Annotated in this window: 18 protein-coding genes; 12 read left to right on the forward strand and 6 right to left on the reverse strand. The window is 43.3% G+C overall.

Translation table 11 applies throughout. From position 1 onward, the window contains the following. Positions 1-72: 72 nt before the first annotated feature. The 5 genes from AC4MDD_RS00180 to AC4MDD_RS00200 all read left to right on the forward strand — a co-directional run bounded on the left by AC4MDD_RS00180 (position 73) and on the right by AC4MDD_RS00200 (position 6,017). Positions 73-1,431, forward strand: a complete 1,359-nt coding sequence (locus AC4MDD_RS00180; RefSeq protein WP_176536833.1) for an MFS transporter — start codon at positions 73-75, stop codon at positions 1,429-1,431. Positions 1,432-1,572: 141 nt separating this feature from the next. Beyond that, positions 1,573-2,136, forward strand: a complete 564-nt coding sequence (locus AC4MDD_RS00185) for a DUF4256 domain-containing protein (protein ID WP_491882150.1) — start codon at positions 1,573-1,575, stop codon at positions 2,134-2,136. Between the two features lie 963 nt (positions 2,137-3,099). Further along, entirely contained in the window at positions 3,100-4,578 is a 1,479-nt protein-coding gene (locus tag AC4MDD_RS00190; protein WP_063454350.1) for a sodium-dependent transporter, read from the forward strand. A 9-nt stretch (positions 4,579-4,587) separates the two neighbouring features. Next, on the forward strand, positions 4,588-4,731 hold the full coding sequence (locus AC4MDD_RS00195) for a methionine/alanine import family NSS transporter small subunit (RefSeq protein WP_005401426.1): 144 nt from the start codon (positions 4,588-4,590) through the stop codon (positions 4,729-4,731). 353 nt (positions 4,732-5,084) lie between these two features. Beyond that, the gene (locus AC4MDD_RS00200) at positions 5,085-6,017 is read left to right on the forward strand and encodes an IS5 family transposase (RefSeq protein ID WP_491882151.1); all 933 of its coding nucleotides are present in this window, start codon (positions 5,085-5,087) and stop codon (positions 6,015-6,017) included. A gap of 112 nt (positions 6,018-6,129) precedes the next feature. Here AC4MDD_RS00200 and rsmB read toward each other — a convergent pair whose 3' ends face one another. Both rsmB and fmt read right to left on the reverse strand, forming a co-directional pair. Continuing rightward, a complete protein-coding gene (gene rsmB / locus AC4MDD_RS00205) occupies positions 6,130-7,434 on the reverse strand; it encodes a 16S rRNA (cytosine(967)-C(5))-methyltransferase RsmB (RefSeq protein WP_491882152.1) in 1,305 nt (434 codons plus the stop codon). After that, positions 7,434-8,393 (reverse strand): methionyl-tRNA formyltransferase, encoded by a 960-nt coding sequence (fmt, locus tag AC4MDD_RS00210; RefSeq protein ID WP_491882153.1) that lies wholly within the window; start codon positions 8,391-8,393, stop codon positions 7,434-7,436. The genes rsmB and fmt overlap by 1 nt, the downstream gene beginning before the upstream one ends. A 460-nt stretch (positions 8,394-8,853) precedes the next feature. Here fmt and ilvD (AC4MDD_RS00215) point away from each other — a divergent pair, with 460 nt between their 5' ends. The 5 genes from ilvD (AC4MDD_RS00215) to AC4MDD_RS00235 all read left to right on the forward strand — a co-directional run bounded on the left by ilvD (AC4MDD_RS00215) (position 8,854) and on the right by AC4MDD_RS00235 (position 17,384). Then, positions 8,854-10,683 carry a dihydroxy-acid dehydratase gene (gene ilvD, locus AC4MDD_RS00215; protein WP_131230917.1) on the forward strand — a complete coding sequence of 610 codons (1,830 nt, stop codon included), beginning with the start codon at positions 8,854-8,856 and terminating at the stop codon, positions 10,681-10,683. A 438-nt stretch (positions 10,684-11,121) separates the two neighbouring features. Next, on the forward strand, positions 11,122-12,807 hold the full coding sequence (gene ilvD, locus AC4MDD_RS00220) for a dihydroxy-acid dehydratase (protein WP_490747280.1): 1,686 nt from the start codon (positions 11,122-11,124) through the stop codon (positions 12,805-12,807). A gap of 71 nt (positions 12,808-12,878) precedes the next feature. Next, complete coding sequence (locus AC4MDD_RS00225) at positions 12,879-14,177, forward strand: hypothetical protein (protein WP_491882154.1); 1,299 nt, start codon at positions 12,879-12,881, stop codon at positions 14,175-14,177. A gap of 205 nt (positions 14,178-14,382) precedes the next feature. Beyond that, the gene (locus tag AC4MDD_RS00230; protein ID WP_491882155.1) at positions 14,383-16,485 is read left to right on the forward strand and encodes a TonB-dependent siderophore receptor; all 2,103 of its coding nucleotides are present in this window, start codon (positions 14,383-14,385) and stop codon (positions 16,483-16,485) included. Positions 16,486-16,646: 161 nt separating this feature from the next. After that, complete coding sequence (locus tag AC4MDD_RS00235) at positions 16,647-17,384, forward strand: sulfite exporter TauE/SafE family protein (RefSeq protein ID WP_062031789.1); 738 nt, start codon at positions 16,647-16,649, stop codon at positions 17,382-17,384. Here the strand turns inward: AC4MDD_RS00235 and AC4MDD_RS00240 are convergent. Then, positions 17,381-18,286: a LysR family transcriptional regulator gene (locus AC4MDD_RS00240; protein WP_491882156.1), complete on the reverse strand. Its 906-nt coding sequence runs from the start codon at positions 18,284-18,286 to the stop codon at positions 17,381-17,383. The genes AC4MDD_RS00235 and AC4MDD_RS00240 overlap by 4 nt on opposite strands. A 149-nt stretch (positions 18,287-18,435) precedes the next feature. Continuing rightward, positions 18,436-19,737: a solute carrier family 23 protein gene (locus AC4MDD_RS00245; RefSeq protein WP_114837490.1), complete on the reverse strand. Its 1,302-nt coding sequence runs from the start codon at positions 19,735-19,737 to the stop codon at positions 18,436-18,438. Between the two features lie 219 nt (positions 19,738-19,956). Between AC4MDD_RS00245 and AC4MDD_RS00250 the strand changes: the two genes are divergently transcribed. Continuing rightward, positions 19,957-21,047 (forward strand): IS4-like element ISAba1 family transposase gene (locus tag AC4MDD_RS00250; RefSeq protein WP_100607965.1). Its coding sequence is split into 2 segments (ribosomal slippage): positions 19,957-20,497 and positions 20,497-21,047, totalling 1,092 coding nucleotides; the frame shifts between segments, so codons are not numbered across the junction. A gap of 180 nt (positions 21,048-21,227) precedes the next feature. On the opposite strand, the gene ppc is transcribed toward AC4MDD_RS00250, so the two are convergent. Next, on the reverse strand, positions 21,228-23,912 hold the full coding sequence (gene ppc, locus AC4MDD_RS00255; RefSeq protein WP_491882157.1) for a phosphoenolpyruvate carboxylase: 2,685 nt from the start codon (positions 23,910-23,912) through the stop codon (positions 21,228-21,230). 205 nt (positions 23,913-24,117) lie between these two features. Beyond that, positions 24,118-24,744 (reverse strand): TetR/AcrR family transcriptional regulator, encoded by a 627-nt coding sequence (locus tag AC4MDD_RS00260; protein WP_491882158.1) that lies wholly within the window; start codon positions 24,742-24,744, stop codon positions 24,118-24,120. A gap of 150 nt (positions 24,745-24,894) precedes the next feature. Between AC4MDD_RS00260 and AC4MDD_RS00265 the strand changes: the two genes are divergently transcribed. Further along, a complete protein-coding gene (locus tag AC4MDD_RS00265) occupies positions 24,895-25,995 on the forward strand; it encodes an efflux RND transporter periplasmic adaptor subunit (RefSeq protein WP_491882159.1) in 1,101 nt (366 codons plus the stop codon). Positions 25,996-25,997 lie beyond the last annotated feature (2 nt).

Below are 25,997 nucleotides of genomic sequence, written 5' to 3' on the forward strand. Positions count from 1 at the left end.
GATTCATTTTATGTAAAAGTGAATTTGGATTCACTTTTTATAATAAAGCTCACAATTGGAGGTGAGGGAAAAATGACAGCGACAACAATGAATGTAAATGCTGTAATCGATCAGGCTAAGTTTAAGCCTTTTCATTTAACGGTTGTTTTGTGGTGCTTATTCGTCGTCTTGTTTGATGGTTATGATTTAGCAATTAACGGTGTTGCTTTACCGCTTTTAATGAAAGAGTGGGGTATGACGGCTGTTCAAGCGGGAATGCTAGCCAGTACTGCCCTAGCAGGCATGATGTTTGGTGCAATGCTATTTGGGATGCTGGCCGATAAAATTGGTCGTAAGAAAGTCATTATTATCTGTGTTACGTTGTTCAGTGGGTTCACTTTTGCGGGCGGCTTTGCTTCAAACCCGACTGAATTTGGTATTTTACGCTTTATCGCGGGTCTTGGAATTGGTGGTGTGTTACCGAACTTGGTCGCTTTAACTTCGGAATATGCGCCGCAGAAGTTTCGTAGCACCTTGGTGACCGCGATGTTTAGTGGCTATGCAATGGGTGGGATTATGGCAGCACTACTAGGTGTTGCGTTTACGCCAACCTTTGGCTGGAAGATCATGTTTTTCATTGCGGGTATTCCATTACTGTTTATTCCTATTTTATGGAAATTCTTACCTGAATCAGTCACTTTTTTAGTGAAAGACCAGCAAACAGAAAAGGCACGCAGCATTATTCAACGTCTGGTACCTGAAGAGACTGTAACTTCAGATACTGTTCTAGTGCTGAATGAAGCAAAAGTCCCTGATGCATCTGTCGCTGCCTTGTTTAAAAATGGCCGTGGTATGGGTACAGTTTTATTTTGGTGCTGCTTCTTCATGTGCTTATTGATGGTTTATGCCCTAGGAAGCTGGTTACCAAAACTGATGATGGCTGCGGGTTATTCGATGGGCAGCAGTTTAATGTTCCTCCTTTCCTTGAACATTGGTGCGGTGATTGGCACTGCTGGTGGTGGTGTGCTTGCGGATCGTTTCCACTTGAAACCTGTCATTATTAGCATGTTGACTGTCGGGGCATTTGCATTGGTGGGTTTAGGCTTTAATTCACCACAACCTGTAATTTATTTATTGGTTGCACTTGCAGGAGCTGCTTCAATCGGTTGTAGTATTTTACTATATAGCTATGTGGCGCAATATTATCCATTGGCTGTTCGTTCAACTGGGTTGGGTTGGGCATCAGGAATTGGCCGTGTGGGTGCAATCGTGGGTCCAATTTTCATTGGTGTATTGTTGGGCATGGAATTACCACATAAGTTGAATTTTATTGCTGTGGCGATTCCTGCGGTACTTGCTGCGATAGCGGTTTCTTTTATCCGTTTAAATAGTGCTGAAGAAGCAGTTAAAACTCAGGTGAAAGTTTCAAGTTCAATCAAAGCATCTTCTTAGTTAAATCTTAAATAAATAAAAGGCTCTCGTTGTGAGGGCCTTTATTTTTTTCAAAATAGATGTACCGTTGGGTGATATTTGGTCGTGTTTGAAGGAGAGTGCTATGCTAAAGGTAGCATTAAATAGGGCAGCACAATAACAATGATTAAGCAGCAGAAAAAACTCGAACCTGAGCAAATTAAACATTTATTCAATACCTTAGAACAACGGTTTCAACAACATACTGAACGTCATATGCAAATTAGTTGGGCATTTGTCCGAGAACAACTTTTGCAGTCTCCTGAAAAACTATATGCGTTACAACAAATGGAAATAAGTGGTGGTGAGCCCGATGTCGTAGCTTTACCGAATACACAAGATGTGTATTTTTTTGATTGTTCAATTGAGTCCCCAAAAGGGCGACGGAGCATGTGTTATGACCGAGAGGCACTATTGAGTCGTAAAGACCATCCGCCTGAAAATACAGTGCTAGATTGGGTACAGGCTTATGACTTAAGCTTAATGACGGAACAACAGTATTATGCTTTACAGCAGATTTTTAATTTCGACTTGAAAACATCCAGTTGGGTTGAAACTCCAGCTGAATTACGTCAGCAAGGCGGGGCAATTTTTTGTGATCAGCGCTATGGTCGTACGTTTACCTATCATAATAGCGCTGCTTCGTACTATGCGAGTCGAGGATTTCGGACTTATATTCAGCTTTAACTGTGGAATAGAGATAAAAAGAAACCCCGACATCCTGTCGAGGTTTCTTTGTATTTCAGTGTTTAGATACAACTCCTGTCATATCTCACATCCTGATGCTCAAACTGATTATTGTTGTTTTAAGTTTGGGGAACGTCCTGTTTCCTGATGATTTAAATATACATGGCGGTGGTTGTTGTTCATACAGCATTTTAACCACGCTATTTGTAAGCCTAAGCTGACAAAAGTGAATGGCTTATATAATTTTTGCTTAGTGCTTTAGATCAGCATCTTTTAAATAGTCTGATGAATGCTAGATTGATCGAGTGAAACTGATGATGTTCTACGAAATGACTGGCTTTGATGGTTCTCTTTTAAATATAGAGCATCACTGGTATAGCGCGGTTGTAAATAGACTGTGCTGTAAATACAGAACAATATTAAAAAGCTGTATTCATGCATGTGATGTTCATCAGAAAGATGATCAATCTTTCTAGATGGAGTGAATATTTGAATAAAAATGTGAAAAGTAATGTTTTTATGCAGGAGATTGATAGCTTTAGCGTCTTTTAGATTGATTTTTTTAGTAGGTTGAGTATCGATGCAGGATCTTGAAATTTTATGAAGGAAAATAGGCGCAATAAATCATTCCAAAAAGTTTGTTAATTTATAACTAATTTTGTACAATAAATAAGCTGATTAATTGAACGGTTGAATCAGCACACATTATAAAAATGGAATATTTGAAGTAGAAATTACAGAATATTTTTATAAAAGTGAGTATTGTTGAACCATATAAAAGGGAAGTTTAATCGACACACTTTAACCAAGGTTTTGTGAAAACTCCTCTGTTTGTCATTTAGAACCTTGTACCCAAAAGGTCGAAGCTAAATCAAACACTCAAGATTAATATTAAATGGTTCTTTTTTGTTGCGAGATAACCAAATAAAAAGCAATTAAAAGGGACCTAGGTTTAGGTGTTTTATGTCAGGAACTCGTGAAAACTGGACATCACGATCTGGTTTTATTATTGCAGCTGTAGGTTCGGCTGTAGGTTTAGGTAATATTTGGCGTTTCCCTTATGTTGCTTATGAAAATGGTGGCGGCGCCTTTCTTATTCCTTATTTATTGGCGTTAATTACCGCTGGTTTACCTCTGTTATTTTTAGATTATGCAACGGGACACCGTAGCTCGGGATCACCACCTAAAGCCTATCGGGCTTTGTTTAAAGGCGGTGAAACGCTGGGTTGGTGGCAAGTCTGTGTGTGTATCATCATTGGTTTGTACTATGCCAGCGTACTGACGTGGGCGGGAAGCTATGTTTACTTCTCGATTGGTCAGGCTTGGGGCAGTGACCCTGAAAGTTTCTTCTTTAATACCTACTTACAAACGTCGAAAGCAACAGGTTTTGATTTTCAGTTTGTGAGCCATTTATTTTGGCCAATCGTGGGAATTTGGGCACTGACCTTAATTATCCTCTTTGGTGGAGTTAAAAAAGGTGTTGAATTATCGAATAAAATTTTCATGCCTTTATTGTTCGTTTTATTTACCATTTTAGTGGTGCAATCACTTCGTTTACCCGGTGCCGCAGAAGGCTTAAATGCATTCTTTACACCAAACTGGTCTGCGATGATGGACTATAAAGTGTGGTTGGCGGCGTATGGTCATACCTTCTTCTCGCTTTCTGTGGGTTTCGGGATCATGGTGACTTATGCATCTTACTTAAAGCCAAAGACCAATTTGACAGGCTCAGGTTTAATCGTTGGTTTTGCCAATGCTTCAACTGAAATCTTGGCGGGTATTGGTATTTTTGCTGCATTGGGCTTTATGGCGCATGCCGCAGGCAAAGAAGTTCAAGATGTGGTGAGTGGTGGTATCGGTTTGGCATTTATTGCTTTCCCGAAAATCATTTCAAGCCTTGGAGCAGGTGCTGATTTATTCGGTCTATTGTTCTTCTCATCATTATTTGTTGCCGGTATTTCTTCCATGGTCAGTATCTTGGAAGTGCCGATTGCAGCGATGCAGGATAAGTTAAAATGGAGCCGTAAAAAAGCAGTTACCATTATCGGTGGTGGTAGTGCACTGGTTTCAGTGATCTTATTCTCAAGTGTGAACGCGATTAAACTGGTGGATATCGTGGATCACTTTATCAATAACATTGGCATTGTGGGTGGCGCACTTGTTTCTATTCTTTGTATTACTTGGTTTAAGCGTTCAGCATTGATTGAGTTGCGTGATCACGTAAACCGTATTTCCACAATTCAACTCGGTAAGGGTTGGGCATTTACCTTGACCGTGATTACTTCACTCGTGTTATTAACGACGTTGAGTATGACGTTATTTAATTTGGTGAAAAATGGTTACGATACCTATAGCATGAGTCTGCAAGGGCTATTTGGTTGGGGCAGTGTGATTTTCTGTGCTGTCGTCGCAATCGTACTCAGCAAAGTTAAAGATCGCTAGGAGAAAAAAATGAATACTTCAGCAATCATAATGATGGTGATTTCAATGTTGTTTGTTTGGGGAGGACTCGTATTGTCTATTCTCCACTTGATGAAAAATCCAGAAGAGCTCGATGATGTTCTTGAAGAAGTGAAAGACCAGCATACGTTGTAATACTGGATGAGAAAGGCAATTCATTGATTTGATTTGTGATCAGTGAATGATAAAAAAACCGAGTGAATGTCGCTCGGTTTTTTTATGGGTTTTTAACAGGCCTAAGTAAGAATTAGACGGCTTTGAGATAGTGTAAACACTGATCTAATGGTTTGTACTGGGAGTCAATTCATTAATCGTAGATTAAGTTAACTGTCGCAATACTTTTCACAACTCCAGGTGTTACGGGAACAGTCTCGGCATAGTAGGACGCCTTTAAGGCTTTAGACACAATTTTTGAGCTCTTCAGTGTTCCAAATGGCTTTGTTGCACAAACCTATCTGTAAAGGGTTTTTCAGCGATATAATTTTCAAATGAAGAAGCTTACACACAAAATCTACCGCACAACCAATTGGCCCGCATATAACCGAGCACTCATGAGTCGCGGAAATATTGCCATTTGGTTTGATCCTGCTACGCAATGGTATGCGCCATCAAAAGGCAAACAAGGGCGAAATCAAACCTACTCCGACGCAGCCATCCAATGCTGCTTAATGATTAAATCCTTATTCCGTCTGTCTTTACGTATGGTCACTGGCTTTGTGCAAAGTCTGATTAAACTTTGCGGATTAAATTGGATAGCTCCAGATTACACCACGCTTTGTAGAAGACAAAAGCATATTGATATTGTAATCAGCTACCAAAAAAGTAGCGATGGGCTGCATCTACTCATGGACTCTACAGGCATGAAGTTTCTAGGTGAGGGCGAATGGAAACGCAAGAAACATGGACCTGAATATCGTCGCCAATGGCGTAAACTTCATATTGGTATAGATGCTAAAACCCTACAAATACGAGCAGTTCAGCTTACAACCAATAATGTCAGTGATTCACAGGTGCTTGGTGATTTACTTAATCAGATTCCACAAGATGAGCGGATTGACTCTGTTTATACCGATGGAGCTTATGACACCAAGCAATGCCGTCAGGTCATTGCAGATCGGCAAGGGCATGCGGTGATTCCACCTAGAAAAAATGCGAAACCATGGAAAGATACAAAGAGTAGCTCGCTAGAGCGAAATGAATTACTTCGAACAATTAAACGTTTAGGCAGGACACTATGGAAAAAATGGTCAGGCTATCATCGGCGAAGTTTGGTTGAAACTAAGATGCATTGCATCAAATTATTAGGAGATAAACTCAGTGCAAGGAGTTTTGATAGCCAAGTGAATGAGATCCATGCACGTGTAGCAGTCCTTAACAGATTTACGGAATTAGGTCGACCACTTACCCAAGTTACGCCTTAAATTTGGCTCAATTAGGGGCGCTTTGCATTTCAAATCTTTGTGCAACAAAGCCGAAAATTTGGACCCATACCAGTTCTCGATTAAAAAAGGAGCCTTTCAGCTCCTTTAATTTTTAAATCTTTTCAATGCGACAATAATAAAAACCATCGCCACGCCCTACTTGTGGGAGTAGTTGGCGACCATGAATCTGCTCAATACCCCAATCGGCATCAATTTTAATTTCTTTCGCATCCGTATGTTCAGCAAAGAAGTCGACCATTTGCTGTTCATTTTCGGCTTTCAAAATCGAGCAGGTGATGTATAGCAATGTGCCGCCGACTTTAAGTTGTTGCCACATATTTTCAAGAATTTGCTTTTGGAGCTGTACTGTTTTGGCAATATCCCCTGACTGACGCAGTAAACGAATATCGGGATGGCGCCGAATCACCCCAATGGCAGAACAGGGTGCATCGAGGACGATACAATCTGCAAGCTCAGGCGATGTCCATTTCACAGCATCGGCAGTGATAATTTCCACAGGCTCTTCGCTTAAAGCCAAACGTTCTAAGTTTTCAGAGACACGTTTTAAGCGTTTTTCATCTTGGTCGAGTGCAATCAGTTTTTTTGGTTGATACATCTCTAAAATATGCGCTGTCTTGCCGCCAGGTGCTGCACAGGCATCAATTACAAATTTGCCATTTAAGTCTGGCAACAAGGTTGCACAGAGTTGCGCATGTTCATCTTGTACTGAAAAACCACCTACTTCAAAACCTGGTAGGCTTGGGATATGCAGACTGTTATCCAGCACAATGCCGACATTTGAAAGTTCACAGGCGTGTGCTTCAATGCCTTCATCTTCTAAAATTTCAAGATATTCGTCACGGCTGACTTGTAAGGTGTTCACTCTTAAGGTTAAGGGCGCAACTTGTTTAAGCTCGTAGCTAATTTCAGCCAGTTGCTCGCCCCAGTCCTTTTTCAAACGTTTGGATAACCAACTAGGCAGATTCGAGGCTTGTTCTAGAACATCGTAGAACTGTTCCGTTTCACGTGTTGCACGGCGCAAAATAGCATTCACCACACCGCTTAAGTTTTCCATACCCAATTGTTTAGCTGCTTCTACCGTTTCAGAAATCGCGGCATGCGCTGCAACGCGGGTACACAGCAATTGGTATAAACCCACATATAAACAGGTTTCAACGACTTGGTTTTCCAGTGGCTTAGTCAACAACGGTAAAGTCACTTGTTTAAGCGCATGCCATTGGCGTAAACAGCCAAGAACTAACTCATGGTACAAGGCACGGTCTTTGTTAGACACAATTGCCATGTGTTGCTGAAGTACCGATGCCAGTGATTGACCATTTTGGACAGCCAATAACGTTTTAACAACCTGAGCACGTAAGTTTAGGGTCTTACCTGAGGCGTGGGGAGATTGTTTCATTATAAAATTTGTCCAATATTCAGTTTTTGGGTTTGTAAAATTTGTACGGCATTCAGTGGCTTACCACCTGGCCATTGCAGAGATCTTAAACACACCGCATGTTCATCGCCACAAGCGACATGAACACCTTGTTTATCAATGGCTAAAATGGTCCCTGCAGCTTGAGCTTGGGCATTTTCTTGAGACAACATCGAACCCCAAACGCGCAGATTATTGCTTTCATCCAGTGCGATAAATGCGACAGGCCATGGGTTAAATGCGCGAATATTACGGTCAATTTGCACCGCTGTTGAAGTCCAATCAATTTGCGCTTCAGCCTTAGAGAGTTTGTGTGCATAGACTGTCAAAGCTTCATCTTGCACTTCGCGGTTGTCTAAATAGTGCTGCAATGTGCTTTCAGAGGCTAACACTTTGACCGTCGCTTCAGCCCCTTGGAGTGCCAGTTTGTCATGCAAACTTGCAGAGGTATCTGTAGCTTCAATCGGGCAGTAGGTTTTATACATCATATCGCCCGTATCCAAACCTGCGGCCATTTTCATAATGGTGACCCCAGTTTCGGTATCTCCAGTAGAAATTGCGCGTTGAATAGGTGCTGCACCCCGCCAGCGTGGCAACAGCGAACCGTGAATGTTTAAACAGCCATATTTAGGCGTATCCAAAACCACTTGAGGCAAAATCAGACCATAAGCCGCCACCACCATGACATCTGCATTTAAGGCTTTCAATTCAGCCTGAGCCGCTAAGCCTTCTTCAGTTGAAGACTTAAAATGCAGCGGTTGATACACAGGAATATCATGTGCTAAAGCCAACTGCTTCACGGCTGAAGCGGTAATTTTCTGCCCACGACCTGCTTTACGGTCAGGTTGCGTATAGACGGCTACAATTTCGTGTTCTGTTTTTAGGAGAGCGTCTAATGCCACAGCCGCAAATTCGGGCGTGCCTGCAAAGATGATTTTCAAGAAATACTCGGAAAAAAGGAGAAGATTAAAACAATTATAGCAAAACTCGAGCAGCTACAGATTTATCCTGCATAAAAAGCCGATAGAGCGGTTCTAACTGAATTATGTAAGAGAGTTTTATTCAAAAAATAGCGCATAGCTTATCGCTCAAAATTTGTATTTCATATAAATAAAACTCATGCAAAATTTAAAAATTATTCATAGAAGTTTTGTATTGCAAGGCGATTGAACGGGTTATAGTAGTTTCCACATGCAATTGAATGTCAGCTCATCGGTTAAAATGTAGCGCGCAAACTTACTGCCTTCGGTAATTTAGGTCGAGATGCCTCAAAACGAGATTCACGCAGAATGCGAATATGCTATGTTTAAATTTTTGACAGTTTGACACTCTCAGAACTCAGATTTTAGCCAGAGTGAATGTAGACATTCATCTCAAGCACAACTATGTTGGAAAAGTACAATGCCTGACTATCGTTCAAAAACATCAACACACGGAAGAAATATGGCGGGTGCGCGTGGCTTATGGCGCGCTACGGGGATGAAAGATGAAGACTTTGGTAAGCCGATTATTGCGGTAGTCAACTCATTCACTCAATTTGTACCAGGTCACGTTCATTTAAAAGACTTAGGTCAACTTGTAGCACGTCAAATTGAGAAAGCAGGTGGCGTAGCTAAAGAATTTAATACCATTGCCGTTGATGATGGTATTGCGATGGGCCACGATGGCATGCTGTATTCATTGCCTTCACGTGACCTCATCGCAGACTCGGTGGAATACATGGTCAATGCACACTGTGCAGATGCGATGGTGTGTATTTCAAACTGTGACAAAATTACCCCGGGCATGTTGATGGCGTCTATGCGCTTGAATATTCCAGTGGTGTTTGTCTCTGGCGGGCCGATGGAAGCGGGTAAAGTGAAAATTCGTGGCAATGAACACGCGATTGACCTTGTCGATGCCATGATTGTCGCAGCAGATGACAGCTTCACTGATGAAGAAGTGGCTGAATACGAACGTTCAGCTTGTCCAACCTGTGGTTCATGTTCAGGCATGTTTACAGCAAACTCAATGAACTGTTTAACCGAAGCGTTGGGTCTATCCCTTCCAGGCAATGGTTCAACCTTAGCGACACATGCGAATCGTAAAAAACTATTCGAGCGCGCTGGTCAGTTGATTGTTGAAATCACCAAACGCCATTACGAACAAAATGATTACAGTTTGTTGCCACGCTCAATTGCCACCAAAGCAGCCTTTGAAAATGCCATGACGCTTGATATTTCAATGGGCGGTTCAACCAATACCGTTCTACACTTGTTGGCAGCGGCGCATGAAGCAGAAGTTGACTTTACTATGACGGATATTGACCGTTTGTCACGTAAAGTGCCTGTACTGTGTAAAGTTGCCCCTGCAAAGCAAGATGTACACATGGAAGATGTCCATCGTGCGGGTGGCATCATGTCGATCTTGGGTGAGTTAGACCGTGCCGGTTTATTGGATACGTCTGTACCGACTGTGCATGAAAAAACCTTAAAAGATGCTTTGGACAAATGGGATATCATTCGTACGGAAGACGAAGAAGTGTATCAATTCTTCCGCTCAGCACCGGGCGGTGTACCGACGCAAACCGCATTTTCACAAGACCGTTATTATTCACGATTGGATGGTGACCGTGACAATGGCGTCATTCGTAATGCTGCACATGCCTTCTCTCAAGATGGTGGTTTGGCTGTGCTGTACGGCAACATCGCACTTGAAGGCTGTATTGTGAAAACAGCGGGTGTGGATGATTCCATCTTGAAATTCAACGGCACGGCACGTGTGTTTGAAAGCCAAGATGCAGCGGTAGAGGCGATTCTAGGTGGAAAAATCACTGCTGGTGATGTGGTGGTGATTCGTTACGAAGGTCCGCGTGGTGGTCCGGGTATGCAAGAAATGTTGTATCCAACCAGTTACTTAAAATCGAAAGGCCTTGGTAAAGACTGTGCTTTACTCACCGATGGGCGTTTCTCTGGCGGTTCATCAGGTCTATCGATTGGTCACGTGTCGCCTGAAGCGGCTGAAGGCGGTGCAATTGGTTTGGTGGAAGATGGCGACCGTATCGAAATCGATATTCCAAACCGTAGCATTCACTTAGCCGTGGATGAAGCAACGATGGCTGCGCGCCGTGAAGTGCAAGAAGCCAAAGGCTGGCAACCTGCTGAACAACGTCCACGTAAAGTGTCTAAAGCCTTAAAAGCTTATGCGATGCATACCACGAGTGCGTCTAAAGGTGCAGTACGTGAAATTTAATTGGTAGTTTTTTACCGGTTAGAAAAAGCACTCCATTTGGGGTGCTTTTTATTTAAAAGTCATTGGTTCAGCACAATGGAGTCTTAAAATAGGTTTCTCAAATTGCAGTTGATATCCTTCGGTTCGACCTACTTTTGTTTCGGCAAAAGTAGGCAAAACCATTGATCGTCCGCAAAACCTGTTTATTTTCTGCATCTAAAAGAATGCCTTGAAAAAAACCGCCCATTGAATCGGCTACGCAGGTTGCGGACGACGTTTCCGTGTATCAGACAACCTGATGGATTCAAGATCAATATGTTAAGACCGTGAAGAGCTTGATTGGGATTGACTCAAAAGTCTCATTGTACTTTTATGTCTAGCCTGCTTTCTATACAATAAAAACAGAAAAAATTGCCCAGACTGTAGAGCAATACGCAGCCATCGCTAAGGACAAATACAATGAGTAAAGACAATATCCGCGAACATTCAGCTCCTGTTTATGAAGGAATTGAAAATGCACCCGCACGTTCCATGATGCGTGCCACAGGCTTTAAAGATTCAGACTTTACTCGTCCCTTTGTCGGTATTGCTTCGACGTGGGCCAATGTCACGCCGTGTAATATGCATATTAATGAACTGGCACGTGAGGCCGAAAAAGGGGTCAATCAAGCAGGTGGTAAAGGTATTATTTTTAATACCATCACCATTTCAGATGGTATTTCTAACGGCACCGAAGGTATGAAGTATTCTTTGTTGAGCCGTGAAATTATTGCGGATTCGATAGAAGCGGTGGTGGGATGCCAAGCCTATGATGGGGTGATCGCGATTGGTGGCTGTGACAAAAACATGCCGGGTTGCATCATGGGCTTGGCCCGTTTAAACCGTCCGGGGTTGTTTGTCTATGGCGGTACAATTAAGCCGGGCGCAGGGCATACCGACATGATTTCTGTCTTTGAAGCTGTGGGTCAGCACGCCAAAGGTGAAATCAGTGCCATTCAGGTCAAACAGATTGAAGAAGTGGCGTTGCCGGGGCCGGGTTCATGTGGTGGCATGTACACTGCAAACTCGATGGCTTCTGCGATTGAAGCTTTGGGCATGAGTTTGCCGGGCTCCTCTGCACAAGAGGCGGTTTCGGATGACAAGCGGATCGACTGTCAAAAAGCAGGTGAAGCGGTGATGAATTTGCTGCGCTTAGACCTAAAGCCGCGCGACATTATGACCAAAGCTGCATTTGAAAACTCAATTAAAGTGCTGATTGCCTTGGGTGGTTCGACCAATGGTGTGCTGCACTTACTGGCGATGGCACATACCGCTGGAGTTGAACTGAGTTTGGATGATTTTGTCCGTATCGGGCAAGATATTCCCGTGGTGGCTGATGTGCGCCCATCTGGCAAATATTTGATGTCTGAGCTGATTGCGATTGGGGGTATTCAACCGCTGATGAAGCGCATGCTGGATGCTGGCATGCTGGATGGTTCATGTTTAACGGTCACTGGAAAGACTTTGGCGGAAAATTTGGCAGAGGTTGAAGACTATCCAGAAGGTCAGCAGATTATTTTACCGTTCGACGCGCCAATTAAAAAAGACTCTCACTTGGTGGTGCTCAAGGGTAACCTATCTCCAACAGGTGCTGTAGCTAAAATTACCGGCAAAGAAGGCCTTTACTTTGAAGGGCCAGCACGTGTCTTTGAAGGTGAAATCGGCGCAATGCGTGGCATTTTAGATGGCGAAGTTCAAGCAGGTGAGGTAGTGGTGATTCGTGGTGAAGGGCCTAAAGGTGGGCCGGGTATGCCAGAAATGCTGAAACCGACTTCAGCGATTATTGGTAAAGGTTTGGGTAAATCTGTGGCTTTAATCACCGATGGTCGTTTTTCTGGTGGCAGTCATGGCTTTGTCATTGGTCATGTGACCCCAGAAGCCTATGAAGGGGGGCCAATTGGTTTAGTGCAAAATGGCGATAAAATCTCGATTGATGCAGAAACTCGCGAAATGACATGGCATGTTTCGGCAGAAGAGATCGCAGCGCGTCAAGCCGCGTGGGTGAAACCGCAACCGAATTATCGTTATGGGGCTTTGGCCAAGTTTGCAAAACTGACCACTGGTGCGGAAAAAGGCGCGGTAACTGATCTAAATTTAGATGTCTAATTGATCATTTTGCTGTGAATTGATATAAACCCTTGTAGTACTTTCAAGGGTTTAATTTAGAGGCTTTGCTCATGTCACTGTTGCGTCGATGGTTCGATCCGATTCGATCGCGTTGGTTTTACCAAAAACCGATTCGTCAAACGGTCGTATCTACTGAACAAGGCTTGAGTATTCATTTACGCCTCGACGATGTATATAGCTATTTAGCGGTTCAGCAGTTACCACAAATTGAAGAAATTTTAGCGGACGAACTGAAACCATTGAAGGTGGTCATTTCCAGTCAGGCTGCTGCCCCCCCGAATCAAATGTCGGCTTTGGAGTGGCAAACTTATTGTTTAAATGATGCCAAAATTCTGTCGCGTCAACATCGTTTTAGCTTTCATGAAACGCCAGAACAACCCAGTCCTGAGGCGCTGAGCCAAGCGGAAACCATCTTGCGGCATACGCCGCTGCGAGGGCAGGACTTTTTGTATTTGCTGGAAGACGTATTTCACATGCTGTGGCAAAAACAAGAAGGTAAGCTGCGCACCTTATATGCGATGGCCAGCCGTCACCATCAAGAGCAAAACTTTCCAGAACGTATTTTTAATGATGATGCGGTACTAGCCAGTTACTTCCAACTCGGTGACCGTCAGTATCATGCGGTCGATGATCTGCTACGTTTAACGCGCCGGTTAAAACAACAAAAATTATTTACCGATAACCCAATTTTCTTGATCAATCATATTGATTGGCGTGAGCATTTGATTAGCGATGCTGAAGAGTTAAATGAAATTCAGGCGCTCGATCCAGAGTTAGATCTATACGTTGCGCTAGAAGATCCAATTTCATGGTTGTTATTGGCCTATATTAAAGAAGAACTGGCTGATTATTATAATATTCAGCTCAATGTCTACCCGCTCAGCTATCACGGTCGAGATGGGTTTGATTGGAGTTTGGCAACGCGCTTATCTAAACGGACAGAAATCAAATTCACACCGTTTTGCCGTCCGACGCAAGCAGCCACTTTGGCGATGGCGCAGTTATTTTATAGCGTGCCTGAAGAGCAGCGTATTGATGCCATGTATCGGATTTTGAAAGCCGTTTGGACCCAAGGCAAAGATTTATCCTTTAAATCGCATTTTGATCAACTGATGCAAGAATTGGAAATCACAGCATTGATCACCGAAGATGTGGAAGCCAAGCTTCAAGAAAATGACATGCTCTGTGAAATGAAATCCCAGCCTGATTTCCCCGTGATTGAACTGCGCGTGGATGGGCAGAGCTATGTCTTTAATAGTCTGTATCGCGTCTGGATGATTGAAAGTATTTTCAGTAATGTGCTGGAAGATCAATATAAAACCGACCCTGTGGATGAAAGCGAAGGCTGAGTTTTGTATATCTCTTATTGATCAAAACAGTCCAATAACATATGAAACCTAAAGCCGATGGTGTTTTTTGGCTGAGTTATTAAAGTGCTTATTAATAGTGTTAATGAGGTTTAACAATTAAATTTATTGTTAAATTTTATTAATAAATAGGCTTCCAAATGAAAATGATTATAATTGGCATTCTTTCTGTCTGTTGATCGATGTTATGCGTTTTCATATTTCTTCTTTGAGCTTATCCATTCTGGCCGTGATGACTACAGCAGCGTTTGCTCAGGGCGAGACACAAGAAACAGCATCATCCCAAGTTTTACCGACTTTGCAATTTGAAGCCCAAGGTGCTGATGACAAAGCGGCATATGCAGCAAAAACAGCATCAGCTGTTTTGCGTTCAGATGCCCCACTTTTTGAAACCGCACAATCGATCAGCGTGATTAGTGAAAAACAACTGGAACAGAAACAAGCAAAAACACTGTCTGAAGCCTTGCAGGGTGTAGCGGGGGTCACCGCAGGGCAGTATGGTCGCCGTGGTTGGGATGACTTTATTATTCGTGGTCAGGTTTCCAGCGCACAGACCTATGTCGATGGCTTGCGTATTCAAACTTCTGATAATGCCCTACGTTCAGAAGACATCAGTGGTTTACAGTCAATTGAGGTTGTCAAAGGGCCGACATCGACTGGTTTTGGCTTTGCCTTGCCGGGCGGCTTAGTTAACTTAACCACCAAACGTCCTGAAGCTGAAACTTTTTCTCGGGGCAGTGTGAGCTATGGCAGCAATGCCTTTGTGGATGGCACATTTGATATCAACTATGCGCCAAATGATAGCGAAAAAGGGGCGTTTCGTGTGGTGGGTCATGCCTCTGACCAAGATGATCCAACTGATTATGTTTATTATAAAAATTATTATATTGCACCGTCTTATAATTTTGACTTAGGTGAAAAAGACGAACTGTCTGTGATTGCCAGCTATCAGTATCGGGATTTTATTCGCCAGCAGGGGATTCCCTATAGCAATGGCGCTTATAAAAACTATTCACAGACCTTATTTTTTGGTGCGCCGAATCTAAGTAATACGGTCGATGTTTTGCGCTTAGGGTCGAACTATGCGCATTATTTTGATAATGGCTGGACCTTTAAACAAAATTTTGCGGTCACCAAAACCGATGCAGATAACAATCCGGTATTGGCGGGGAGTAATAACACATTACCGACCATCAAACGGACGGTGGAAAGACAGATTAAAGACGATGTGAATTTTGCGCTGGATCATAATTTGTCGCGTCATTTTGATTGGGGCAAAACCCAATATGATTTGATGGTTGGTTTGGACATGATGCATGAGCGCAGTGACTATGAGCGCCGTAGTAACAGCTTGTCATCCTTTAATGCCAATAATCCGATCTATACGCCTATCGCAAAGGCGACCACGACCAAATCGCATCAAATAACAGATACCCAATATATGGGCGTATATCTGCGTAATAATTTTAAAATTGATGATCATTGGATCTTAGGCTTATCGGGTCGTCATGACTGGACACAGGTCGAAGTCGATGACCTTTTCAATGATACGATGCTGAAAAACTCGGACAATGCTTTCACGGGTAATGCATCTTTGATGTATCAAATCAATGATAAGTTTGCGCCCTATGTGAGTTATGCAACCTCATTCTTTCCTGTGAGCGACACTGGCGCTGGCGGAACACTATTGGACCCTGAAGAGGGAGAACAGTTTGAGGTTGGGGTTAAGTTCCAAGGGCTGAATCAAAGACTGCAAGGTTATGTGGCTTATTATGATTTAACCCGTCAGAACGTGACTGAGTCGGATTCTACCCTCGGTTATTCTGTGCAAATCGGTGAACAAAAAACCAAAGGTTTTGAAACGGAATTATCCGCTGCATTGACGGATCAATGGAACCTGACTGCAACCTATAGTTATATTCCTACCGCGGAAACGACAGAAAGTACCACCAGCAGTGATATTGGTAAGCGGATTAACCATGTGCCTAAAAATGCAGCCTCTTTATCAACCCAATACTTCTTTGCTGATGAGCCACTGGGCTGGAATATTGGTGCCAGTGCGAATTATCAGGGCGAGCGTACAGCACAACGAGGGACTTCTTATGTACCGCTATCGAGCTATACGCTGTACGACGTCAGTGCTGGCTATGAAGCTAAAAATTGGGGCGCAAAGTTCAGTGTAAAAAACCTGTTTGATAAAGAGTATCTAGTCGGCACCACGCCAAATGCGCAATTGGTGAATTGGGGCGATCCACGTACTTTCCGCTTCAGCTTAAATTTTAAATACTAAGCAGAAGCACACTGCATCACATCTGGATTCAATAACAGTTGAGTCCAGACCATTCTTTCCAGTAAGCCTCAATCTTTGGTTGAGGCTTACTTCTAAAAACAGTGATATGAGCCCAGATTTAAATTTTATAGCATGGCGCTAAGTGTTTAGAGAGAAGCGTCATGCTTGCTTTTGTTATTTTTGTTTTTGCTGTCGCAGGCATGATTAAGGGTACCATTGGTCTGGGTTTGCCCGCCGTGTCGATGGGACTTTTATCTTTGGTGATTAGTCCATTTCAAGCGGCAACTTTGCTGATTATCCCTTCCATGGTCACGAACTTCTGGCAATTGTTTGCAGAAGGACGTGTACTGCGATTGGTACAACGCTTTTGGCCGTTGCTGGTGGGCATGATCATTGGTTCAGTTTGGAGTGTTTTTCCTACACTTGGACATGGCGAATTTCAAAGTGAAGCGCTGTTGGGCGGGATGTTGGCCATTTATGGTCTATATGGTTTGTTTGCCAAAAACATGCCCAACTTAGCCCCGTATGAAAAATATTTATCACCGATCATGGGCTATTTGGGTGGTGCTTTGACGGTGGCGACTGGAGTGGTGGTGATTCCTGTGGTGCCATATTTGCAGTCCTTGCATTTGAAACGGGATGATTTGGTACAATCGCTCGGCCTTGCCTTTACCGTTTCAACTTTATGTCTTGCTGTGTATTTACATCTAAATCCTGTTGAAGACACTCCCATTGACTATCAACTGTCGTTGATCGCTCTGCTTCCTGCATTGCTCGGAATGTGGTTGGGCACTAAAATTCGCTACCGCATCCCTGAACAAGCCTTTCGTAAGGTGTTCTTTGTGGGCCTAGTGCTATTTGGCAGTTATATGGTTTTACATCAACTGGGCTGGCTTTAATGCGCAATGAGTTGGTCATGTTGGCTCAAGAGGAATTGACTAAAGCGTTGGTAATCTACTGCGAGCTGATCAAAACACCGTGCCGCTAATAGCAACTTGCGGTTGGCCCATTTGCCTAAGAGTTCAACCTGCTGAAAATCATACTGTACTTTTAAACGTAGGGCTGCCCGTTTGGGAATAATCGCAATGCCGACGCCATTGGCAACGACTTGGGCGATCGCGGCAAAGTTCGGCACCCGTAGACGATAGTGGATGTCACAGCCTAAGCGTTTGGCTTGAGCTTCTATTGACTGTTGTAAGGAGTGATATTGCATGAGGCCCACAAACGGATGTTGCAATAATTCACCCAGCTCCAGTTGAGCCGCAGTGGCAAGTGGGTGTTGGCTTGGGCAGATCAGTACCAATGGGTCTTCAGCAAACTTTTGAGTTTCAAGCTGCCCTGCATCAAAAAAACCAGAGATCAGGCCCAACTGCGCCGTACCTGTACTAAGGGCCTGAATGATGTCATTGGTTTCGGCTTCTTTTAATTCAATATGAATCTTCGGATTTTCCATTAAATACTGCGGCAATAAATGCGGTAAGTACTCACTCTGTGCCGATGAGTTGCACCACAATATAATGTTGCTCGTTGCACTGTGGGCAAAGGACAACATGGCCTGTCGTAATTGCTGCTGTTGTTGCAGTAAGTGCTGCGCATGTTCCGCAAAGGTTTGCCCAGCAAGGGTCGCTTTTACCCCGGTTGCATGGCGGGTAAATAAACTGACTTCAAAATGCTGTTCTAATTTTTTAATCCGTTCACTGGCGGCCTGTAAAGAAATGGCGGAACGTCCTGCACCTTTGGTCAGACTGCCTGTATTCAGGATATTGATAAACAATTGCAGATCAAAAAAATCAAGGCGCATGGCAGGGTAAAAGCGGAAAATGTTGCTTTATCTTAGTCCTTTTTGCGTTTTGAGACATACCTTTAGGTGTAATAGGAGTCAGAGCATTAGACCAAAAAAAGCAGCCCGAAGGCTGCGATCAACAATGGATAATCAAAATATCAGATAGATTAATCTTTTTGCCCTAAGCTGAAGAACCAGTTTAAGAACAACGCTGCAAACGTAGCAGTACCAATACCACCCAAGTTAAAGTTGCCAATTTGTAAGGCAAAATCACCTGTACCTAAAATGATGGTGACTGCTGCGACCATCAGGTTTTTGTTCTGTGAAAAATCGACTTTGTTTTCAATCCAAATTTTTGCACCCGCGATGGTAATCAAACCAAACACTACAATCGACGCACCGGTTAAAATCGCGGTCGGAATGGTATGGATGATGGCACCAAATTTCGGTGACAGACCCAAGAAAATGGCAAACACACCTGCGATGGCAAAAATGATGGTCGAGTAAACTCGTGTGACTGCCATGACTCCAATGTTTTCACCATAGGTGGTCATGCCTGGTGCGCCGACACCGCCTGCTAATGTCGTTGCGACACCATCGGCAACAAACGCTTTACCAATGTGCGGATCAAGGTTTTCACCGGTCATCGCACTCACGGCTTTAATGTGACCGAGGTTTTCTGCCACCAAAATTAACGCAATTGGTGCAATGATCATCATGGCATTGGCATTAAATTCAGGCGCATGAAAAGTCGGTAAACCAAACCAAGCGGCTTGTTGAATTGGTGCAAAATTAATCGCTGCGCCATAGCCCATAACGTTGGTCACGATGAAATAGACCAAGTAAGACAGTAACAAACCAATTAATAATAAGAGACGCTGCAATAAACCACGGGTAAAGACTGCAATCGAGCCCATACATAATACGGTAACCAGTGCCATCCACATATTAAAGGAATTGCCCGCAACGCCTTTGACCGTCACTGGGGCAAGGTTGAGACCAATAATCATCACCACAGCACCTGTCACCACAGGCGGCATCAGTTTTTCAATCCACTTGGTGCCCGTTGCCATGACCATAAAACCAAACAAGGTATAGAGCACGCCGCAGGCAATAATACCGCCGCCCGCCATAGCTAAATTTGGATTGAGTGCGCCTGTGCCCGATGCGGTATAGCCCGTTGCTGCAATCACAACCCCAATAAAGGCAAAACTTGAACCTAAATAGCTTGGAACACGTCCACCCGTCATAATAAAGAACAAGATGGTACAAATCCCGGACATTAAAATGGCAAGGTTGGGATCGAAGCCCATTAAGAAAGGGGCAAGAACCGTTGCTCCAAACATGGCAAAGGCATGCTGAACACCTAAAATTGCACTTTGTGAAGCAGGGAGGTATTCACTTGTGCCAACAGGACGTGCATCGATATTGCCTTCGTACGGGCGCCATTTGGGAAACCAATTGGACATTTTTTGAGCACTCTAAAGATAAATTGTGCACATCATACTCTTGTTTTTTAGAAGATTTAATCAGTGATACAAAAAATTGTTCAAACTAATCTCATGACTTTTCAGAACTTTTTACCGCATGGTAAAAATTTTTATTTTTAAAAATAATCTCTGTACACGACAAAAATAGATAACTCATTGAAATAATGTCACAATAATTGTTTTCTAACGACGAATACTATGATACATCTCAATGAGTTATATCTTATCTTAAACAAATCTCTAAAATGGAACAAGTCACATTTAAAGTGCTTTGCGCTCATCATGCTTGTGATTATTTTAAAGCAAACATGTAATCTTTCTTCTGCATCTAAAGCCTTGCCCATCAAGTGCTTACCACAATCATTTTATCGACGTATGCAGCGCTTCTTTGCAGGTCAGTATTTTGATTATCGTCAAATTTCTCAGTTGATTTTCAATATGTTTTCATTCGACCAAGTGCAACTGACTTTAGATAGAACCAATTGGAAATGGGGAAAACGAAATATTAATATCCTGATGCTCGCAATCGTTTATCGTGGAATAGCGATACCTATCCTTTGGACATTGCTTAATAAACGTGGAAATTCAGATACGAAAGAGCGCATTGCTTTGATTCAACGCTTTATAGCCATTTTTGGTAAAGACCGTATTGTGAATGTGTTCGCAGACAGAGAGTTTATCGGTGAGCAGTGGTTTACATGGTTAATTGAACAAGACATCAACTTCTGCATTCGTGTTAAAAAAACTTCATTGTCACCAATCATTTAGGAAAGAATCATAAAATTAGTGATTTATTTCGCCATCTTAAAGTTGGTCAAATTGAATGTCGTAAACGACGGATTTTGGTTGGTCGGGTGAAACTATATATAAGTGCACTACAGTTAGAAAATGGAGAGCTTTTACTCGTCGTTTCTCCTCAGTTTAATGCCAATGCTATTCAGGATTATGCATTACGCTGGGAAATTGAAACCTTATTCAGTTGTCTCAAAGGACGCGGGTTTAATCTTGAAAATACGCGCTTGACAGACCCTAGACGAGTGAAAAAATTGATTGCGGTGTTAGCTATAAGCTTCTGTTGGTGTTACTTAACGGGTGAATGGCAACATGATCAAAAAAAAGCGATAAAAATAAAGAAGCATGGACGACTCTCAATGAGTTTATTTCGCTATGGTTTAGACTATGTTCAAATGGCGATTCAGCGTTTAATTGGTTTTGGGAAAAAAGAAGAGTTTAAGGAAATTTTGGCAATTTTAAGAAGGCAGAATCCTGATAGGATAAGGGTTCTGTGAAATTTGTCGTGTACAGAGAAAAATAATGATAAATCAAGGTTTAATTGGTAAATTTAGCCAATCGCTCATTCATAAATATTTATGATTGGATTGATAAAAAAAATTATAAAAGGTTTGACCATGCGGTCAATAAAAAAGCACATCATAGTGATGTGCTTTAAATGGAGCGGGCTTAAAACTTTATCCTGTGTTACGAAGACCTGCTGCAATACCGGCGATACTCACCATAAGTGCATGATCTACAGGTGTATTTGTTTCCTGACGCTCTTCTAGGTAGCGGCGGCGACGTTTCATTAACTCTGCTTGGAGTAAATGCAGCGGCAATAAATACGGTTTGCGCACTCTCATCGACTGATCTAAAACCTCGTTACTGCTGAGGAGTTTAGACTCACCTTTAAGCGCCAAGAGGGTTTGCACCGCATACTTTAAGCGCTGACGCAGATGTTCACCGAGCACTTTCAAGTCTTCATCATCGGTCAGGTGCGACTCATAATACAGCGCCACATGAGCATCAGACTTTGAGAGCACCATTTCCAACATATCAATCAGGGTTTGGAAATACGGCCATGCCACCAGCATTTCATCTAAGGTGGCTTTATGACCTTGATCAATCACTTGGTTAATTGCCGCGCCAGTACCTAGCCAAGCGGGTAACATCAAACGAATCTGGGTCCACGCAAATACCCAAGGAATGGCACGTAGGGACTCAATGCCGCCAGTGACTTTACGTTTTGCAGGGCGTGAGCCAAGCGGTAACATTTGCAGTTCAAGCTCTGGCGTGACTGTACGTAAGTACTTTACGAAGTGCGGGTTTTCTCGCACAGTCTGACGATACACTTGTACCGACAAATCGGTCATGCTGTGCATTAATTCGCGCCACTCAGGTTTTGGGACGGGCGGTGGAAGTAAAGTGGCTTCTAAAGTGGCAGCGGTATAAATCTCTAAGTTTTGTAGCGCAATGCCTTCTAAGCCAAACTTGAAGCGAATCATTTCACCTTGTTCAGTGACTCGAATTGCACCTGAAATCGAGCCAGGTGGCTGTGAAAACAAGGCTTGTTGTGTTGGCGCACCGCCACGGCTGATGGAACCGCCACGACCATGAAATAGTGTGAGTTGTACGCCATGCGTTTTTGCAATCGCGGTTAATTCTTCTTGCGCACGGTACTGTGCCCAATTGGCTGACATAAAGCCTGCATCTTTTGCTGAGTCCGAATAGCCAATCATCACTTCATGCTTGCCCTGAATATGCTGTTTATACCAATGCATATTGAATAGGGTATTCATGGTGGCTGCGGCGCCATCTAAGTCTTTTAATGTTTCAAACAATGGCACCACACGTAGAGGGTGTTGGATACCCGCTTCTTTTTGCAAAAGCAGTACCGCCAACACATCACTTGGATATTCAGCCATCGAAATAATATAGGCACCTAAACTTTCTTGAGGCTGAGCTGCCAAAGTGCGCATGGTGGCAAATACTTCTTGTACTTCAGGCTGCTCAATTAAGCTTTGTGCAGGTTCATTTAAATGCTTCGGCAACAGCGGACGTTTGCTTTGTAGCTCTTGTAATAAGAAGTTTTGGCGCGCTTGTTCGGTCCACGTTTCAAAATTACCCAGACCCAAATATTCAGTAATGGCCGAAATCGCTTGGCGATGACGTCCTGACTCTTGGCGAATATCCAGTTTCAGCAGTTCAATCCCGAAACAGTTCACCCGATGGATAAAGTCCAGCAGTTTCCCATTGGCAATTTCAGGCAGATTGCTGGCAATCAAAGAGCGATAGCACAGCAGTAGAGGTTGTAACAGTTCATCTTTGGCTTTAATCACCAAGCTGTCATCGGCATCGGCACCGCGCAGTTTTTCTGCGAGCCAATGGCGCGTAGCTTTCAGCCGTTCGCGAGTATCGCGCAAATATTCACGGTAGGGTTCAGGATGGTCTTGACCCAAGGCTTGGCGCAGTTCATCGCTACAGTTTTGAATCGACAGTTCCCAACGCAAGTCTTCAATGTCACGTAAGTAAAGGTCAGCCGCTTTCCAACGCGATAGCCACAGGACTTCTTGCGTAATGTTGTGTGTCACATTCGGGTTGCCGTCACGGTCACCCCCCATCCATGAAGCGAAACGTACAGGTGCGACATGGAGAGGCAAACGTTGCCCACAGTGCTCAATCACCATGTCGTCTAGTTCACGCATGAACTTCGGCACGGCATTCCATAAGGTTTGCTCAATAGTAGTAAAGCCCCATTTTGCTTCATCGACTGGGGTTGGACGGTGTTGACGAATTTCATCGGTCTGCCACGCCGAACAGATTAGTTGTTTTAAGTCTTCAAGGACTGTTTGGCGCTCACGAGGGGTCAGTTTTTGCTGATCCATTTTAAATAAGGCATCGTTGATACCATCATATTTTTGGATCAGAGTACGACGGCTGACTTCAGTGGGATGAGCGGTCAAAACCAGTTCAATATTTAAATCACAGATTTGCTGGAACAGCGTATCGGTTGAAATGTCGTTATTTTTAAATTTAGCAAAGAGGTGGTCGAGCGGATTTGGAGAGGGTGCGGTCTCATCAAATTCACTTTGACGACGGCTACGGACCACATGGTATTGCTCCGCAATATTGGCAAAGTTCAAAAAGTGGGTAAAGGCACGCGTCAGCGGCAGAATTTCATCATCTTCAAGGCTGAAAAACAGTTGTTCCAGCTGTTTTTCGGCTTCAACTTGACCATCCCGCGCCCCTTTGGATAAGGCCCGAATTTGCTCGACCTGATTAAACAAATCTTGTCCTGCATGCTCCTTGAGGGTTTCACCCAATAGGTTGCCGAGTAATCGGACATCTTCACGTAGTGGAGCATCAATTTGTTGAATCATGATTATTATTCCCTCGTTGTTCTTAATTTGACTATACCCCGATTCGATGACAATCCAAGTAGGGGCAGACAAAAGTAGGGGATTAATTGCTGAATTTAGAAGCAAATGAACAACTTAGGGCAAGAAATTGTTTTAAAGGAAAGAGGGTTTTTAATTTCAAGTATTTGAATTAATTATAAAAAATATAAATTTAATTAACCGAGTCTTAAGGTTTTTGTAAGGGGTATTTTAATAAAAAAACCGCCATAGCCTCTTGAATCAGTTGCTCGCGTTGTTCGGCATTGGGCACTTCATTCATCCCCAGTAACATTTCTTGGTGACGATATCCAAACAGTAAAGACATTAATAAGGTGATGACCTCATTGACCTGTTCAAACTGAAGAACGCCTAAGGCTTGAGCTTGGTCAAAGAACTGTTCCCAAATCGCCCGCATTTTGAGGTGAGAGGCTTTATAGAAGTTCTCTAGTAATGGGTTTTGTTCAGCGGCGAGCTGTAATAGTAGGTGCTCCAGCTTGATGGCCTCAGGCAGGTTAATAATATGCATCGATAACGCACAGATCTGTTTGAGCATAGGCACAAAGTCTTCGGCACGTTGCAATTGAAATGAACGACCCAGCATCAGCTTTTCACAGGTTTCCTCAATCGCACAACTGAACAGATTGGCTTTGTCTTGAAAATGGTTATACACCGTGAGTTTGGTGACGTGCGCTTCCTTGGCAATATGGTCCATGCTGGAGCCGTGGTAGCCATGTTGTAAAAACAACTGACGTGCCACCTCCAAAATACGTTGCCGTTTTTCTAAATCCTTGGGACGTCCTGCTGAAGCTTGCACACATTTTCCTAAAAAAAAGTTCAAAAAGTCATTTACATCTGAGCATATCTTTAATTAGTGTACTATGCAGTATATTAATTAAAAAATAACCAAGTTAAGTCTGGATATTGTGCCTGATTAATTGGTGGTTATGGAAGAAGAGCAGACTTCATGAGCAAAATTCAGACCCTTGTGGTAAGTATGATGGTGGTGTGTAGTATCACCTTGTGGGGATGTAGCAAAGACACGACTGAACCAGAGTCGGTACCTTTGGTAATGGTGAGCCAACCGAATACCACGCATCTAGAACAAAAAAGCTATGCAGGCGAAGTGCAAGCCCGTCAACAAACTGCACTGTCTTTTCGTGTTGGGGGACAAGTCACGGAGCGTCTGGTCGATGTCGGTGACCAAGTCAAAGTCGGACAAGTTTTAGCACGCTTAGATGTACAGGATGCCCAGTTACAATTAAATGCAGCTAAAGCACAGTTAGAGAGTGCCCAAGCGGCTGAAAAAAATGCGCAGGATGAACTCAAACGTTTTAAACAATTGTTACCGAGTAATGCAGTGAGTCGTTCACAGTACGACAGCGTTGAAAATCAATATAAAGCTGCGCTGTCGAGCTTGAAACAAGCACAAGCCAATTATAACGTTACGCAAAACCAAACCAGTTATAACCAACTGATTGCCAATAAAAACGGTGTGATTACCGAGCGTAATATTGAAATTGGACAGGTGATTTCAGCAGGGCAACCCGCGTTTCAACTGGCCATTTCAGGTGATCGTGAGGTGGTGATTGGTGTGCCTGAACAAGCCATTGCTCAGATTAAAGTTGGACAAGATGCAATCGTCACTTTGTGGTCCAAACCCGATGAACGTTTTGCTGCCTACGTCCGTGAAATTTCGCCTGCCGCAGATCAGTCACGTACTTTTAGTGTCAAAGTGGCTTTGCGTGAAGGGCAAAATACGATCCAACTGGGACAGAGTGCACGGGTGTTTTTCAGCTCAAGTGAAAGCAATGTGTTGAGTGTACCGTTAGCCAGTGTTTCTGCTGCGGGTAAAAATGCCTATGTCTGGGTGGTGAATGCTGACAACAGCATTCGTAAAGTCCCTGTCAGCGTGGGGGAGTATGGTCGAGACAGCGTTACCATTCGTTCAGGTTTACAGCCGAAGGACTATGTCGTGGTGGGTGGGGTGCATTTACTGCGTGAAAAACAAAAAATTCAACCGATTAGCCGTGACAATAAAACGGTCAAGATTGCGACAGGGAGTTAAGC

The organism is Acinetobacter sp. CAU_H_29a_1 (assembly GCF_058599505.1).

Bases quoted from the DNA above. Each gene is read 5' to 3' on its own strand.
- AC4MDD_RS00180 (WP_176536833.1), top strand. From the start codon at position 73: ATGACAGCGACAACAATGAATGTAAATGCTGTAATCGATCAGGCTAAG.
- AC4MDD_RS00185 (WP_491882150.1), top strand. From the start codon at position 1,573: ATGATTAAGCAGCAGAAAAAACTCGAACCTGAGCAAATTAAACATTTA.
- AC4MDD_RS00190 (WP_063454350.1), top strand. From the start codon at position 3,100: ATGTCAGGAACTCGTGAAAACTGGACATCACGATCTGGTTTTATTATT.
- AC4MDD_RS00195 (WP_005401426.1), top strand. From the start codon at position 4,588: ATGAATACTTCAGCAATCATAATGATGGTGATTTCAATGTTGTTTGTT.
- AC4MDD_RS00200 (WP_491882151.1), top strand. From the start codon at position 5,085: ATGAAGAAGCTTACACACAAAATCTACCGCACAACCAATTGGCCCGCA.
- rsmB (WP_491882152.1), bottom strand. From the start codon at position 7,434: ATGAAACAATCTCCCCACGCCTCAGGTAAGACCCTAAACTTACGTGCT.
- ilvD (WP_131230917.1), top strand. From the start codon at position 8,854: ATGCCTGACTATCGTTCAAAAACATCAACACACGGAAGAAATATGGCG.
- ilvD (WP_490747280.1), top strand. From the start codon at position 11,122: ATGAGTAAAGACAATATCCGCGAACATTCAGCTCCTGTTTATGAAGGA.
- AC4MDD_RS00225 (WP_491882154.1), top strand. From the start codon at position 12,879: ATGTCACTGTTGCGTCGATGGTTCGATCCGATTCGATCGCGTTGGTTT.
- AC4MDD_RS00230 (WP_491882155.1), top strand. From the start codon at position 14,383: ATGCGTTTTCATATTTCTTCTTTGAGCTTATCCATTCTGGCCGTGATG.
- AC4MDD_RS00235 (WP_062031789.1), top strand. From the start codon at position 16,647: ATGCTTGCTTTTGTTATTTTTGTTTTTGCTGTCGCAGGCATGATTAAG.
- AC4MDD_RS00240 (WP_491882156.1), bottom strand. From the start codon at position 18,286: ATGCGCCTTGATTTTTTTGATCTGCAATTGTTTATCAATATCCTGAAT.
- AC4MDD_RS00245 (WP_114837490.1), bottom strand. From the start codon at position 19,737: ATGTCCAATTGGTTTCCCAAATGGCGCCCGTACGAAGGCAATATCGAT.
- ppc (WP_491882157.1), bottom strand. From the start codon at position 23,912: ATGATTCAACAAATTGATGCTCCACTACGTGAAGATGTCCGATTACTC.
- AC4MDD_RS00265 (WP_491882159.1), top strand. From the start codon at position 24,895: ATGAGCAAAATTCAGACCCTTGTGGTAAGTATGATGGTGGTGTGTAGT.